Source organism: Niabella sp. CPT15-335-S11, from assembly GCF_058792415.1.
This window is the reverse complement of sequence record NZ_JBYTEI010000002.1, coordinates 378,743-393,802: the sequence shown is the minus strand read 5'-3', so window position 1 is coordinate 393,802 and position 15,060 is coordinate 378,743. Positions and strand designations below refer to the sequence as shown.

At 46.1% G+C, this 15,060-nt stretch carries 12 protein-coding genes; 11 read left to right on the top strand and 1 reads right to left on the bottom strand.

All coding sequences use genetic code 11. The features are described 5' to 3' along the window. Positions 1 to 6 precede the first annotated feature (6 nt). The 11 genes from AC3WS5_RS08220 (at position 7) to AC3WS5_RS08170 (ending at position 13,165) form a co-directional block, all read left to right on the top strand. Positions 7 to 1,575, top strand: a complete 1,569-nt coding sequence (locus AC3WS5_RS08220; RefSeq protein WP_492466815.1) for a RagB/SusD family nutrient uptake outer membrane protein — start codon at positions 7 to 9, stop codon at positions 1,573 to 1,575. A 159-nt stretch (positions 1,576 to 1,734) separates the two neighbouring features. Then, positions 1,735 to 2,277, top strand: coding sequence for a helix-turn-helix domain-containing protein (locus AC3WS5_RS08215; protein WP_492466814.1), 543 nt, complete (start codon positions 1,735 to 1,737; stop codon positions 2,275 to 2,277). A gap of 82 nt (positions 2,278 to 2,359) precedes the next feature. Next, positions 2,360 to 4,792: a heavy metal translocating P-type ATPase gene (locus AC3WS5_RS08210; protein WP_492466813.1), complete on the top strand. Its 2,433-nt coding sequence runs from the start codon at positions 2,360 to 2,362 to the stop codon at positions 4,790 to 4,792. A gap of 101 nt (positions 4,793 to 4,893) precedes the next feature. Continuing rightward, positions 4,894 to 5,115, top strand: coding sequence for a heavy-metal-associated domain-containing protein (locus AC3WS5_RS08205; protein WP_492466812.1), 222 nt, complete (start codon positions 4,894 to 4,896; stop codon positions 5,113 to 5,115). Between the two features lie 191 nt (positions 5,116 to 5,306). Next, positions 5,307 to 5,555, top strand: a complete 249-nt coding sequence (locus AC3WS5_RS08200; RefSeq protein ID WP_492466811.1) for a hypothetical protein — start codon at positions 5,307 to 5,309, stop codon at positions 5,553 to 5,555. 179 nt (positions 5,556 to 5,734) lie between these two features. Beyond that, on the top strand, positions 5,735 to 6,820 hold the full coding sequence (gene serC / locus AC3WS5_RS08195; protein WP_492466810.1) for a 3-phosphoserine/phosphohydroxythreonine transaminase: 1,086 nt from the start codon (positions 5,735 to 5,737) through the stop codon (positions 6,818 to 6,820). A gap of 9 nt (positions 6,821 to 6,829) precedes the next feature. Then, the gene (locus AC3WS5_RS08190; RefSeq protein WP_492466809.1) at positions 6,830 to 7,993 is read left to right on the top strand and encodes a phosphoglycerate dehydrogenase; all 1,164 of its coding nucleotides are present in this window, start codon (positions 6,830 to 6,832) and stop codon (positions 7,991 to 7,993) included. A 392-nt stretch (positions 7,994 to 8,385) separates the two neighbouring features. Further along, positions 8,386 to 9,177, top strand: coding sequence for an SGNH/GDSL hydrolase family protein (locus AC3WS5_RS08185; RefSeq protein ID WP_492466808.1), 792 nt, complete (start codon positions 8,386 to 8,388; stop codon positions 9,175 to 9,177). Between the two features lie 19 nt (positions 9,178 to 9,196). Further along, a complete protein-coding gene (locus tag AC3WS5_RS08180) occupies positions 9,197 to 10,249 on the top strand; it encodes a hypothetical protein (protein WP_492466807.1) in 1,053 nt (350 codons plus the stop codon). A gap of 500 nt (positions 10,250 to 10,749) precedes the next feature. Further along, a complete protein-coding gene (locus AC3WS5_RS08175) occupies positions 10,750 to 11,769 on the top strand; it encodes a Gfo/Idh/MocA family protein (RefSeq protein ID WP_492466806.1) in 1,020 nt (339 codons plus the stop codon). Positions 11,770 to 11,812: 43 nt separating this feature from the next. Next, complete coding sequence (locus AC3WS5_RS08170; RefSeq protein ID WP_492466805.1) at positions 11,813 to 13,165, top strand: Gfo/Idh/MocA family protein; 1,353 nt, start codon at positions 11,813 to 11,815, stop codon at positions 13,163 to 13,165. A 77-nt stretch (positions 13,166 to 13,242) separates the two neighbouring features. On the opposite strand, the gene AC3WS5_RS08165 is transcribed toward AC3WS5_RS08170, so the two are convergent. Next, entirely contained in the window at positions 13,243 to 14,997 is a 1,755-nt protein-coding gene (locus tag AC3WS5_RS08165) for a DUF4091 domain-containing protein (protein WP_492466804.1), read from the bottom strand. Positions 14,998 to 15,060 lie beyond the last annotated feature (63 nt).

The window sequence follows — 15,060 nt, the reverse complement described above, 5'->3', positions numbered from 1 at the left end:
AATAAAATGAACCGAATTATATTATTTCTGATCATCGCTTCCGTGTTTCTTTCCTGTAAAAAGGATTTTATAACCCTGAATCCGCCATCCAATCTGAATGCAACTTCTTTTTACAAGACTGAGGAAGACATGAACCAGGCTGTCTTATCGGCCTACAGCAACCTCCGATCCCTGTACAACAGTAATTTTATCAAGTTGGGTGAAATCAGGTCCGACAATACCAATTTTTCCTGGCTGGCGGGTAACCCGGCAAATGAGAACGGGATAGATATTTTCTCTGCACCACTCCTGCCGGAGAATGGTTATTTATCCAGCACCTGGGACAATGGATACAATATTATTTTGCGATGCAATATCGTTATCGGGCGCATAGAGACGGTAAAGTTTAAGAGTGAACAACTGAAAAAACAGTATATTGGTGAAGCACGGTTTCTTCGGGCGCTGGTCTACTTCTGGTTAAACAGGGCTTTTGGAGGATTCTCAACTTCAGGCGACCTGCTGGGAGTCATCAAAGTGGATAAGGAAGTCTCTCCGACAGAAGCTTATGAACTCGTGAGGCCACCACTTCAATCCATGTATGACCTCATCGTTGAGGATCTTAAATATGGCGAAGAAAATCTCCCTGCCAACTACCCGTCTATTGATAAAGGCCGTGTTACGAAGTGGGGCGCAAAGGGACTGCTGGCGAAGGTTTATATGACGATGGCCGGTTACCCGCTGAACAAAGGGCAAAGCTATTACACACTCGCCGTTCAAAAAGCCGAAGAGGTAATCCTGACCTCGGGAGCTTCACTCGTACCTCGTTATAACGATCTTTTCAACGTGGATAAGAAAAACAGTTCAGAATCTTTGTTTGAAGTCCAGTATAAAAAAGGCAGTCCGAACGGCTCAACCGGAAGCCCCTGGAACAATGATTTTGCGCCCAGGTTTTCTGACAAAGAAGTTGTGCTGGTTGGTAACAAGGGCGGTTCGAATGCACCTACCGGTGATATGTCGGCTGCCTATGAATTCGGCGATCCCCGGAAGTATGTCTCGATGCGGGATTTCTGGATCAATGCCAAAACCAAGAATGTGCAAAATGACCGCTATGTTGTCAAATATTATGATGTGGCCAGCAGCGGAAGTGATAATGGCAACAACTGGATAGAATTGAGGCTGGGCGATATTTATCTACTTTATTCCGAGGCCCTGGTGAGGATGAATGGCGACAAAACGAAAGCGTTATTTTACTTGAACGAAATAAGAAAGAGGGCCAGGAACACGCCGGGAGATCCCGCGATTACCAAACCGGCGAATCTCCTCAAAGATTATATGCTTTCAGATTTTGCCAATTCAGATGAGTTTTTGCTGGCCATTGAAAAAGAGCGCAGGGTTGAACTCGCTTTTGAGAACCATCGCTGGTTTGATCTTGTCCGTACAAAAAGAGCAAAGGACGTTATGATAGCTGAGCAGGCTGCAGATGGATACAGTCCGTTTACCTGGAGTGATCATATGATGTTTTATCCGATCCCGATGACGGTGATGCAATCGAATCCCGGGAAGATCATCCAGAATGCAGGATATACGCAACTCTGAGTATAAATATTGCTTGTTTCTTAAAGTTCGACGAGGGGTACCCAGAAAGGGTCGCCCCTTTTTTATGTACGGAAAATGACTGCGGGGTTAAACTTATATGTATTTTCGGTGTTTATCACATGTCAGGAGAGAACGATGTCAGATTTATTTATAAAAAACATGGTTTGTAACCGCTGTATCATGGTGGTGCAAAATGAAATGGATAAACTGGGAATACCGGTTAAGCAGATTACGCTGGGCGAGGTGCAACTGGAGCATGATATCACAGCCGAACAGAAAGAAAAGATCCATGAGGCACTGCTTCCATTAGGCTTTGAATTAATTGATAACCGGAAGGGAAGGATCATCGAAAAGATCAAACACGTCATCATTGATCTCGTGCACAACCAGGATTATGAAAACCGGGGTAATCTGTCGGACCTGTTAGCCCGCGAACTTCATCATGATTACCATTATCTCTCTAATTTGTTTTCCGATGTAGAGGGCACAACGATTGAGAAATATTTAATAGCACAAAAAATTGAAAGGGTGAAGGAGTTGCTTGTATATGATGAATTATCGTTAAGTGAAATTGCGCAGCGACTGAATTACTCGAGTGTAGCCTATCTGAGTAACCAGTTTAAAAAAGTGACAGGTCTTACGCCCAGTCATTTTAAACAAGTTAAAGCCAACAAACGAAAACCACTTGATCAGGTGGGGTGAGGGGGCCGCAAAGTACAAACCTTACAAATCAATTTCACAAAAACACAATAGTTTCTTCCTTCTAACGAACGAAATTTGCAGAATGAAAGAAACAGCAGGAGTTGTGGAGAGCAACGAACAAACAATATACCTTCCCCTGGAAGCAGTGGAGAGCGAGCATGGCGCATCGATAGTGGACAGAGAGCTGTCAAAACTTCGGGGAATCGGGAACCACCGGGTGGAACTGAACAATAAGCGGGCGGTTATTTCTGTCCGGGACAATTCAACCGTAACGGAAGCCGTGAAGGCTATTACCGACCTTGGATATGGTGTGGCAACCGTTAAAAAAACTTTTCCAGTTTTAAATATGAGCTGCGCATCCTGTGCAGTCAGTGCTGAAAGTACCGTCAAGTCTGTAGATGGCGTACTTGACGCTTCTGTTAACTTCGCCACCGGTAACCTGGTTGTAAACTATTTGCCGGGCATGACCAGCCCGCAAACGCTTCAACAGGCAGTTCAGGAAGTGGGTTATGATTTGCTGATCGATGAGGAAGACTCCGGGCAGGACACCCTGGACAGGATCCATGAGGAAAAGTTCAGGCGCTTGAAAAAGAGGACGGTTCTCGCACTTATACTATCCGTGCCGGTTGTAGCGATCGGTATGTTCTGGATGGATATGCCATTTGCCAACGAGATCATGTGGGTTCTGTCAACACCCATTGTTCTTTGGCTTGGCAGGGATTTTTTTATCAATGCCTGGAAACAGGCAAAACACCGTTCTGCTAATATGGACAGTCTGGTCGCCCTGAGTACCGGGACGGCTTATCTGTTCAGCGTCTTCACCGTGTTATTTCCGAGTTTTTGGACGCAAAGGGGTCTGGAGGCACACGTATATTTTGAAGCTGCTTCGGTGGTTATCGCCTTCATCCTGCTGGGAAGGCTCCTGGAAGAGAAAGCGAAGGGCAGCGCCTCATCGGCCATTAAAAAACTCATGGGCCTGCAACCCAAGACCGTAACGCGTTTGCGTCCCGATGGCAGCCAGGAAATTGTGGAAATTGGTGTAGTTACAACAGGCGATCTTCTACTGGTGAAACCCGGCGAGAAAATCGCGGTGGACGGAACCGTAGTAGCGGGGAATTCTTATGTAGATGAGAGTATGCTAAGCGGAGAACCAATTCCCGTCCTGAAGAAGGAGCACGAAAAAGTCTTTGCAGGCACCATAAACCAGAAAGGCAGTTTTCAGTTTCGGGCGTTGAAAGTAGGGAAGGAGACCATGCTCGCTCAGATCATCAAAATGGTGCAGGATGCGCAGGGAAGCAAACCTCCGGTGCAAAAGCTTGTTGACAAGATCGCGGGAATTTTTGTTCCCGTGGTGATGGGTATCGCTGTGCTGACCTTTTTTTTATGGTTAACGCTCGGGGGCGATAACGGACTGGTTCACGGTTTACTGGCGTTTGTTACGGTGCTGATCATCGCCTGTCCATGCGCACTGGGTCTGGCCACACCGACGGCGATCATGGTGGGTGTTGGCAAAGGCGCGGAGAACGGCATCCTGATCAAGGATGCGGAAGCCCTGGAAATAGGCACCCGCGTGAACGCGGTAGTGCTTGATAAAACCGGTACGATCACCGAAGGGAAACCCAGGGTTACCGGAATGGTGTGGAAGCCCGGCAATGAATCTGCGCGGCAAATTCTTCTGAGTATCGAGAAACATTCCGAGCACCCGTTGGCCGAGGCGATCGTCAGTCACCTGGGCGGAATTGAAACGGTTCCGTTGACAAACTTTGAATCGCTTACCGGTAGCGGGGTGAGAGCGGTTTATAATGGCACTCGTTACTTAGCGGGGAATGAATCCTTGTTGCGCGAAAATAATATCACCATTGATAGCACGTTGAGAAAGCAATTCGAAGAATGGAGCCGTCAGGCTGCCACGGTTATCTGGTTCGCTAATGAGCAGGAAGCTTTGTCCGTAGTGGCTGTTTCGGACCAGGTCAAGCAATCCTCGATTGAAGCTATCCGGGAGTTACAGGACGCAGGCGTTGAAGTGCACATGCTTACCGGCGACCAGGAGTCATCGGCAAAAGCTATTGCGAAACAAACCGGCATCAGGCATTACAAAGCGGGCGTCCTCCCACAGGAAAAAGCACAGTTTGTAAAAGCGTTGCAGGAAGGAGGAAAGATTGTGGCGATGGCGGGTGACGGCATTAATGACAGCACGGCGCTGGCCCAGGCAGACCTGAGCATCGCAATGGGTGGGGGAAGCGATATAGCTATGGATGTAGCTAAAATGACCATCATTTCTTCTGATCTGACCCGGATTCCGAGGGCTTTGCGCCTATCTAAACAGACGGTACGAACGATCCGGCAGAACCTGTTCTGGGCCTTTATTTATAATATTATCGGCATACCGGTTGCGGCAGGAATCCTGTACCCTGTCAACGGTTTTCTGTTGAATCCCATGATCGCAGGTGCAGCGATGGCTATGAGCAGTGTAAGTGTTGTTAGTAACAGTCTGAGGCTGAAGTGGAAAAAATAGTACAGTAAAAAATACAAATCTTTTCTAAAGTTCCACAATACTCTTGGGGCTTGTCTAGTGTACCTTTATACATAGTGTTTAACAATTTTAAAATAATGAATATGAGTAACGAAATGAAGAACTTCCAATTTAAAACGAATATCAATTGCAGCAGTTGCGTGGCTACCGTAAAACCTTTTCTGGATAGTGAAGAAGGGATCAGCCACTGGGAGGTAGATACGACCAATCGCGACAAGATTCTGACGGTCCGGTCTGAAGGTATTACGCCAGAGCAGGTCATCCGGACGCTGGGTAAGGCCGGTTACAAAGCCGAGGCAGTTTAATGCCAGGCGAAACCTGAGAAGGGGAGGTTGAAGAGGTAATGGTGAAGCTCACCGGCGACAAACGCATGATTGATAAAAAGCAACTATTCTGCCCGTGGAGTGTTATTCTATTAAACGCAATACACGGGCAGTTTCTATGTAAAAGAGTGTATTTGAAATGTGATTATTTCTAAGAACTAAAATATTTTACGATGGATCAGAGAACTACGATAGATGTAAATGGAGACTTCGAAGCATTGGTGCTTCAGGCGCAACGCGAGCATGTAAAGGCGTCCTTTATCGTGGACGACAAAGGTCTGGAAAGGGCCGAAGGTCATATCAGCGAACTAAAAGGAACAGAGGGACATAAAATTGTTGTACTGGACAATGGCCAGGAATTCCCGATGTCCAGCATTATCGGGTTGAACGGAATGTTCTGCGCTGATTTTACCTGTTGTTGATCTGCAATGGAGCAATCTTTCTCGTGCCCTTATACCCGGGATCAATCAGTGAGGTTTGTGAGGGCTATCTATTTGAATTTTATGCACAAACAATGCAGAACGGCCTAAAAATCATCGAATAATATGGATTTTAGCCGGTTGAATGGTACTTTTGCTGCATAATCTATCAAATATTTACTATGGAAAGAGTATTTAATTTCTCGGCTGGCCCTTCTGCCATCCCTGAGCCCGTATTGCGGAGAGCGCAAAGTGAAATGCTGAACTATGAAAATACCGGTATGTCGGTGATGGAAATGAGTCACCGTTCCAAAGACTATATGGCGATTATAAATGCGGCAGAGGCATCTCTCCGGGAGCTGATGCAGGTGCCGGATAATTATAAGATCCTGTTTTTACAGGGAGGCGCTTCAATGCAATTTGCTATGGTTCCGCTAAACCTGATGAACAAAAATAAGAAAGCTGATTACGTTGTAACGGGTGTATGGGCTAAAAAAGCCTGGAAAGAAGCCAGTCGCTACGGTACAATTAACGTGGTGGCTTCATCGGAGGATAAAACCTTCAGCTACATCCCGGAGCTGGACCCGACGAAATTTGATCCGGAAGCGGATTATGTTCATATTACGACTAATAATACGATTTATGGTACGCGGTTCAATAATATTCCTGATACCGGAAATATTCCGCTGGTGGGTGACATGTCATCTGATATTCTGTCAAAAAAATATGATGTATCACGTTTCGGTTTGATTTATGCCGGTGCGCAGAAGAATATCGGTCCTGCAGGTGTAACGGTTGTTGTCATTCGGGAAGATCTGGCAGGGAACGCTATGTCCTTCACGCCCACGATGTTGCAATATCAAACGCATATAGACAATGGTTCCATGTTCAATACGCCCCCCACTTATGGTATTTACCTCTGTAAGTTGGTACTGGATTGGCTGAAGGATCTGGGTGGGGTGGAAGTGATTGAACAGATCAATATAGAAAAAGCGAAAGTGCTTTACGATTTTCTGGATTCTTCATCGATGTTTAGTGCCACGGCTAACCCGGCAGACCGCTCGGTTATGAACGTACCGTTTGTGACTGGCAGTGCTGCGCTGGATGACAAATTTGTCAAAGAAGCAACTGCGGCCGGTTTCGTTCAGTTGAAAGGTCACCGGACGGTAGGAGGTATGCGCGCAAGTATTTACAACGCGATGCCGGTTGAAGGTGTGAAGAAACTGGTGGATTTTATGAAAAAATTTGAAACGGACAATAAAAAATAGCAGACTTTAATGGGAAAATTCAAAATTAAAACTTTAAATAAGATCGCTAAAGTGGGGTTGGAAAGATTTGGCGATTCTTATCAGATTGGCGATGATGTATCTGTTCCGGACGCTATCATCCTGCGGAGTGCCTCGATGCATGAAATGGAGTTACCGGAATCGCTTCTCAGCATAGCGAGGGCCGGAGCCGGGGTGAATAACATTCCGGTGGGCAAATGCGCTGAAAAAGGAATCGTTGTATTTAACACACCTGGTGGAAATGCCAATGCCGTGAAGGAGCTGGCAATTGCGTCCATGTTGATCTCTTCCAGGAAAATTGTACAGGGTATCAACTGGGTAAAGTCACTAAGTGGTGATGATTTGGACAAACAGGTTGAAAAAGGAAAGGCCAGTTTTGTAGGGCCGGAACTGCAAGGCAAGACACTTGGCATAATTGGATTAGGTGCGATTGGCGTAATGGTGGCGAATGCTGCTGCTAACCTGGGTATGGAAGTTCTGGGCTATGATCCGTATATCTCGGTGGATGCTGCCTGGGGCTTGTCGAGAATGGTAAAAAAAGCCAACGACCTGAAGACTGTTTTTAAAAACAGCGATTATATTACCCTTCATGTTCCCTTGAATGATGGTACCCGGACGATGATGAACAAAGACGCATTCCGCCAGATGAAAAAAGGCGTGCGGATAATCAATTTATCACGCGGTGAGCTGGTGAATGACGATGAAATAAAGACCGCACTGGAAAGCGGTCAGGTTGGTGTGTATGTTACAGATTTTCCTAATCAGAAACTGGTGGCGATGAAAGGCGTTGTTACTATTCCACACCTTGGCGCCTCTACACCCGAGTCAGAAGATAACTGTGCGGTGATGGCCGCAAGACAGACTAAAGATTTTCTGGAAAACGGCAATATTAAAAACTCAGTGAATTTTCCCGCCTGCGATATGGGCATCAGTGCCGCTACGCACAGAATCACCGTGGCACATAAGAACGTCCCGAATATGCTGGGTCAGATTTCCACAGCCCTGGCCAAAGACGGAATTAATATTACGAATATGATCAACAAGAGCCGGGGGGACTATGCATACACGATGATAGACGTAGAAGATGAAATTAAGGATCCCGGTATAGCACGGATCAGCGATATTGAGGGGGTACTAAGAGTGAGGGTGCTGTAGTCAGAATATACTGAAAGAATTTTTAATAAGAGTATGCCTGCATAGCGGGTGTACTCTTTTTTTTATGAAGGGATTTGATCACTGGGGATTCCGGCGTTCCGGGATTCGAATCCAAAGCTGTATTTCCCCATTGGAAACGGAAACGCGCTGTTCTAAAATGAGTACCCGGAGCCGATAGTCTGGAAAAAGAGAGTCGTTGCTCGTTGCGGGGAAATGTTTTTCGATTAAATTCGCCTTTGTAATAATTGTTCTCTATTTTTAGATACTGGTCTCACTGCTGAAATATAACGTTGTAGCGCCGTGCTTAGGTATTGATGCGTTGAGGTTGGGAATATAATTGCTTTGAGGTAAATGATGGGAGCAAACGCAGATTAATATTAGTAATAGATCTCATGATGAAAAGACGAACTTTCTTGAACCAGGCTTTGAAAGGGCTAGCTGTAGCCGGTCTTCCATCCTTAGTGCAGTCATGTGCATCATCTGCGACTGCCGTTGTGGTCTCCCGCTCTGCGCAGGGCGACCTGGAGCAGATCACTAAACTGGTGGCCGACAAAAGCAAGCCGGCAATCTGGGTATTTTCGGGCGACAGTATTACGCATGGGGCTGTACACACGCACGGACTGCGGAGTTATCCGGAAATCTTTACTGAACGTATCAGGACTGAAATGGGGCGGGGGCGCGATTTTGTGGTCAATACAGCGATCAGTGGACACACGTCAAAAGATATCCGGAATGATTTCGACTGGCGCATCAAGCAGTTCAACCCAAGGGTCGTTTCACTCACGGTCGGAACGAACGACGCTGCCGTCAACCGCAATATTTCGGTGTCAATGTATGAGGAGAACATGAATTGGCTGATAGACAGCTTCAGAAAAATTACGGCGATCCCAATTATTCACACACCGAATACCATTCAATATAAATTACCTGGTGGCGATGTCAGGCTGAGGCTGCCTGAGTACGTGGATACGATTTATAAAGTTGTGAAGAAACACGATGTGATCCTGGTGGACAACTGGAAATATTGGCAGGAAAATAATGCACAGGCGTTGGCAGAAGGATGGTTTGCGGACGCCTTGCATCCTTCGGGCAAAGGCCATCTGCAAATGGCCAGGTTGTTGTTTAAGACCATCGGGATCTTTAATGAGAAATCATTTACCTGCACCGGCGTTGTAAAATGTTAATGAGCTAGACAGACAGGCAATGAAGCAATTTTTTAAGAGAAATTTATTGGTGCTGCAGATCATCGCATTTGTGTTAATGAGTTGCAGTTCGACGACGAAAATTCTGGATCGACCCGCTCTACCATTTACGCTCGAAGTATTAAAGGACACGAGAGAAGTGGTCATGGTCCAGGATAAACCCTGGGAAAATCAAATGATGGGGTACCTGAAGGTGCTGAGGATCCGGCCGGATTTCTGGCAGATGTGGTATTCATCCTGGGACGACCGGCGTAAAGATGACTATTCAGGGTACCTGGTTTATGCATACTCGAAAGATGGGAAGCATTGGACCAAGGAGATACCAGGTAAGAAGAATAATATATTAAGGGGCAGCGGAGATCCGGAAAAAGATGGCATCGTGGAACAGGATTTGTTTATTGACGAAAGTAAACCATTCAAGTACCAGATGATATATACGGCAAAGGACCTGACCGACAAGCAGCGCGAAAAGACCTTTATCGAAGAGTCAAAGGACGGTATCAACTGGGTAAATAAAAGAGTGCTCTGGAACGAAAAACATGATTCCCAGTTTTCAGTTATACAGCGGCGCGGGAAATATTATATTTATAACAGGTATTGGGAGGTCTTTAAAGGGACAAGATACAGAACCATTGGCCTTACGGTAACAGACAGGAACTGGAAGACGCTGGAACCACAGAAGAATGTACTAACGTCTGATTTCGAAGGTAGCTTTCCCCATCTTTATAACCCGGGGGCAAGTAAGGTCAGCGATAACCTCGATATCCTGTTCCCTACGTTTTTTAATGAAAAGTCAAATGCGATAAAATTTGGTGTAGCCTACCATTACAAAGGGAATTTTGCAATCACAAATCTTGATATTACCAATGATCTTCTGGAGGGGCAAAATTCTAATTGGGGCATAATTGCTCCCGGACTGATTCCTGCGGGAAAGGATACTTATTGGATCTATTACTATGCAACAAACATGGTTCACAGTGATTATGACAAGGCAGGTCGGAAATTCCGGTACTATCGCATTCAGGTAAAAATCAGCGAAAGAAAAAGTCATTGAAAAAAATCCCGGAGTGTCTGTGTTGCTTTTGAGCTCATCTACCGGCCCCTATTTAAGCGTATCGAACAAGTCGCTATGACTTCTAAGGAAGAACGTGGCAGCACTTCAGAGACTTGAAGCCAGCCTGGCATGTTGATAGTACGTCAAGCCATATCCAAGGCGGGGCGCGATTAATTTCCTTAGAAGGAAGGGGTTTGTTGGACTTCGAATGCTATATTTGTCAAGGCTTACAATGAAAGTTGTCAGTCTTGTTTTGCCTTGATTGAACAATTGTTACTTCAATTTTTTTAGCGATAGACATGCAAGTTGAAAGAAAGAGTTTGGTTTTGCCGTTGATAATTATTGGGCTGATGTTTTTCATTATCGGTTCGGTCTCCTGGGTGAATGCGATATGGATACCCTATTTTAAAATCGGTTCCCAGTTAAATAACGTTCAGTCCTATTTCGTCGCACTAGCATTTTACATTTCTTATTTTTTTTTAAAATAAAATAAAAGTTATATGAAAGTCAGCAAAAAGGGTAGACGACAATTTTTGAAAATGTTGTCAGTTGCCGGCGCGGGAATTAGCCTGAGTGGTTTTAGTCCGCTGGTGGATCAGGGAAAAGGTCAGGTTACCAGGAAGGCGGGGATCATCGGGTTGGATACATCGCATTCCGTGGCATACACGCAGGCTTTGAATGCGCAGAATCCCAACCCCGATTTCAAAGGATACCGCGTTGTGGCCGCTTACCCAAAGGGCAGTAATGATATCCAATCCAGCATTGACCGGATACCGGGTTATACGGAAGAAGTGAAAAAGTTTGGCGTTCAGATTGTGAATTCCATTGAAGAACTGATCAGCCTGGTTGATGTCGTGTTCCTGGAGACCAATGATGGCAGGCTGCACCTGCAACAGGCATTACCCGTTATCAAGGCAAAAAAGACATTGTTTATAGATAAACCGATCGCTGCCTCCTATAAGGATACGAAGGCCATTTTTGACGCCGCTGCAAAATATCAAACGCCTGTTTTTTCATCGTCATCGCTTAGATATATCACTGGCATGAGCGATGTCAAAGAAGGTAAGATTGGAAGAGTGATCGGCGCAGACACTTATAGCCCCGCGACTTTGGAGAAAACTCATCCGGATCTGTTTTGGTACGGTATTCATGGTGTGGAGACTTTATTTGCGGCCATGGGGACCGGTTGCAAAGCCGTGAGACGAACATACACTCCTGACACGGATCTGGTGGTGGGTGTTTGGAATGACGGCAGGGTGGGGACCTTCAGGGGAACCAGATCTGGTAAAGGTAGTTACGGCGGAACAATATTCGGAGAGCGATCCAATGTTACGCTGGGCCCTTTCAAGGGCTATGACCCATTACTATTGGAGATCATTAAATTCTTTGAAACAGGAAGGCCCCCGGTAACTGCAGAGGAAACGCTGGAAATAGTTGCCTTCATGGAAGCAGCAGACAAAAGCAAACAGCGCGGGGGAAACGCGGTATCCATCAATGAAATAACGGGAAAGAACAAATAACCATTCATCATAAACGTCCTGATGATTTCCACAAATTAGAAATATGGAAAATAATAAAAATACAAGGAGAGACTTTGTTAAGAAAGCACTCATGGCATCTGCTGCAGTCAGCGTGGGTGGCGTGCTTCAAGGAGTTACTGCAGCGAGCTACCGCAGGATACCAGGCGCTAATGACCGGTTTACCGTGGGAGTAATGGGTGTTAATAGCCGGGGTCTTGCCCTGGCGAATACACTTGCACAGCAGTCAAACTGTCTTGTGGGTTTTATCAGTGATGTAGACTCCCGCGCGGCCGAAAAATGTGTAAACCAAATCGGGAAAATTCAATCTGCGACGCCAAAAAATATTCCTGATTTTCGAAGGGCTCTGCAACAGAAAGATATGGATGTGATGGTCATCGCAACGCCCGATCACTGGCATGCACCAGCAGCCTTGCTGGCTATGCAGGCGGGGAAAAATGTGTATCTCGAAAAACCCTGCAGTCACAATCCCCGTGAAGGCGAGCTCTTGATAGCGGCACAAAAAAAATATGGGAAAGCGTTGCAAATGGGCAACCAAAGGCGATCCTTCCCCAATGTTGCCATGGGTATAAAGGAGCTGCACGATGGAATTATTGGTAAGGTGTACTACGCAAAAACCTGGTATGCAAATAGCCGTAAACCCATTCCGAAGGGTAATCTAACAGCGGTTCCTTCATGGCTTAATTATGACTTATGGCAGGGGCCGGCGCCAAGAAGACCGTTCAAGGACAACCTGGTTCATTATAACTGGCATTGGTTCTGGCATTGGGGAACCGGGGAAGCTTTAAATAATGGAACGCATATGGTGGATCTTGCCCGTTGGGGTATGCAGGTAGATTTTCCCACAAAAGTTACGTCTGCGGGTGGATGCTATGTTTTTTCAGATGTCTGGGAAACGCCGGATACCCAAATGATTGGACTTGAGTTTGGAAATAAAGGAAGCATAACCTGGGAAGGCCGGAGCGCAAACGGTACCAAAAGTGAAGGAGATTCCGTGGGTGTTGTATTTTATGGCGAAACTGGCACTATGCAAATAGGCGCAGGTAATGGATACACCGTGTATGGGTTGGATAGCAAAGTGATTAAAGAAGTAAAGCCCGAAAAGAAGGTTGACGTCACAGATCCGGTGAATCCGGCTGGATTGCTCGATGGCTATCACGTGCAGAACCTGTTCAACGCTATCAAAGGCTCGGAAAAACTCCACTCAGATATTGAAAGCGGCCATATCAGCACCTTATTAGTCCAGTTGGGAAATATAGCCCAGCGGACTGGTGGTATGCTGATCACTGACCCCCGTAACGGCCATATCCTGAACAATCCAAAAGCAATGCAACTGTGGGGGCGCACCTATGAGAATGGCTGGCAGCCCAGGGTTTAAGTGCAATTATGTCGCAATTAGCGATGTGATCCGTAGAAATACGAAGGTAAATGGCACCTTCGTATTTCTACGAGCCTTTAAAATCCATTTATTATATTTTGTGCCTCTCGTACCGTGCTTTCGGTTGGTTGGGTTCCTTTTCCATCCGGTGTAAATAAGGCCAGGACGTCGTTTAGCTTTTTGAGCTTACCCGGATCGTTGCTGAGTTCCTTGCGCAGGATACGAATTTTTTCATAGTCCTGTATCCCTTCCACCAGCCGTTGAAAGCGAATGCTGCTCAGGCCATCGGGGTAGACCAAGTACGTATCTCCCGCGGCCCAACTGCGGAAGCGGGAGTCCTGCATAGGTTTTTCAGGCCAACTGTTATACGCCCAGCGCAGGTAGCCGTCATAGTTCCCTGCTGCAGCATGCAGGCCTATCCAGGTGGCTTCAGCAGGAGCAGAGAATGTGAAAGTGTTTGGGAACGGTTCCGCACAACAGGTATACACGGTGCTGATCTTATGCTGCCTTTCCCTTTGTGCCTTAATATCATCGGGGAACTTTTGCTTGTAGGCGATGCAATAGTCGTAAATATCTTTTTCGATTTCCTGGTGATAATTACCAGCCAGCGAGACTTTGAAATCAGGCTCAGCCTGTTTGATAACTTTGATGGTCTCCTGCATATCTTTCATCGAACGCTCATCCATCGCAATGGTTGTTTTGGAAAACCATCCCTTGGCCTTCAGGTGGCGGGCGAAGTCGGTTAAAAAGGGAAGCCAGTAGTCGGTAAATTCCCGGGAGCCGGGTTTCGCTTGAATAAATTGAAGGTCATCTTTTCCTGCTTCATAGTAATCAAAATTCAGCGCCCAGGGGACCATCGTATAGCAGTTGATTTGTTGGGATATACCGATATCGTTGATCATAAAATTGACCCATCGGTCAAATACTTCGTAATCGTATTGCCAACCTCCATTTGCAGTCTTTGTTTTCCTGATCATGCTGCCGAATGCATCATAGGTCTGGCCGTTCCATGGGCGATGCATGATAGTTGTAGTAATTACCTTCTGCCCCGCGTTCGCCAGGCGTTTCATCAGTGGACGCATCAGGTCAAAATGTTCTTTGCTCCATAAAGGCACCTGGTGATAACGGGCCACTGCATAAGGGTTTTGCCAGAGGTCCAGGTGAAAGGACCATTGCGTAGGAGGGGGGAGTTGCCTGTTTTTTATTTCCAGGGTTATTTGCAGGGTTTTGGTTTTATGACCGGGGACATTAACGGAAACGGATCCTTTATATGATCCCGGTTGTGCATTGCCAGGGACGTTGATGGTCAGCCAGACCGGTCTTGTAGTCCGGGCGGGGATTGTCAGTCCTTGGGAAACCGGGCCCAGCATATCAGCTACTACACTCGAATCGAATTTGGTGGGGTCAGGTGTATGTCTGCAACCGCCTTTGCCATCCTTATTTAGTTCATCGGTCATTATATAGTAAACCGGTTGTAACTGAATTTCGGATGGAGAAATAATAGATCGACCGTTTCGCAGCGCCGAAACTGAGAAGCTTACGTCTTTCAAATTCATCTTAGTGAAGAAGACAGCCTGTGCGTTCACCTGCTCGCCGCGCCATGCCGTAAGTTTTATATGGTCGGACGAACCGTCTCTGTTTTCCATGCCGGGTTTTAAGGGGATGGAAAGCTTCGGGTATCGGGTATCTGTATTGCCCCAGGAAAATTGGAAATTACTTTTTAACGCATTCCAAACCTTTGCGTCATCGTGTGGTTTAGAATCGGATAGTTCGTTGAATGGCTGGGCATTGATGAGAAAAGGAACTAAGAGTAAAAGGAATGTTAGTCTCATTTTGTTCATTATAGTAAGCTTTTTTAGATTTTAAACTTCTTGAAAATATTGAAGCAGTTTAGA

Coding starts and splice junctions, on each gene's coding strand:
- AC3WS5_RS08220 (WP_492466815.1), top strand. CDS start 7: ATGAACCGAATTATATTATTTCTGATCATCGCTTCCGTGTTTCTTTCC.
- AC3WS5_RS08215 (WP_492466814.1), top strand. CDS start 1,735: ATGGTTTGTAACCGCTGTATCATGGTGGTGCAAAATGAAATGGATAAA.
- AC3WS5_RS08210 (WP_492466813.1), top strand. CDS start 2,360: ATGAAAGAAACAGCAGGAGTTGTGGAGAGCAACGAACAAACAATATAC.
- AC3WS5_RS08205 (WP_492466812.1), top strand. CDS start 4,894: ATGAGTAACGAAATGAAGAACTTCCAATTTAAAACGAATATCAATTGC.
- AC3WS5_RS08200 (WP_492466811.1), top strand. CDS start 5,307: ATGGATCAGAGAACTACGATAGATGTAAATGGAGACTTCGAAGCATTG.
- serC (WP_492466810.1), top strand. CDS start 5,735: ATGGAAAGAGTATTTAATTTCTCGGCTGGCCCTTCTGCCATCCCTGAG.
- AC3WS5_RS08190 (WP_492466809.1), top strand. CDS start 6,830: ATGGGAAAATTCAAAATTAAAACTTTAAATAAGATCGCTAAAGTGGGG.
- AC3WS5_RS08185 (WP_492466808.1), top strand. CDS start 8,386: ATGATGAAAAGACGAACTTTCTTGAACCAGGCTTTGAAAGGGCTAGCT.
- AC3WS5_RS08180 (WP_492466807.1), top strand. CDS start 9,197: ATGAAGCAATTTTTTAAGAGAAATTTATTGGTGCTGCAGATCATCGCA.
- AC3WS5_RS08175 (WP_492466806.1), top strand. CDS start 10,750: ATGAAAGTCAGCAAAAAGGGTAGACGACAATTTTTGAAAATGTTGTCA.
- AC3WS5_RS08170 (WP_492466805.1), top strand. CDS start 11,813: ATGGAAAATAATAAAAATACAAGGAGAGACTTTGTTAAGAAAGCACTC.
- AC3WS5_RS08165 (WP_492466804.1), bottom strand. CDS start 14,997: ATGAGACTAACATTCCTTTTACTCTTAGTTCCTTTTCTCATCAATGCC.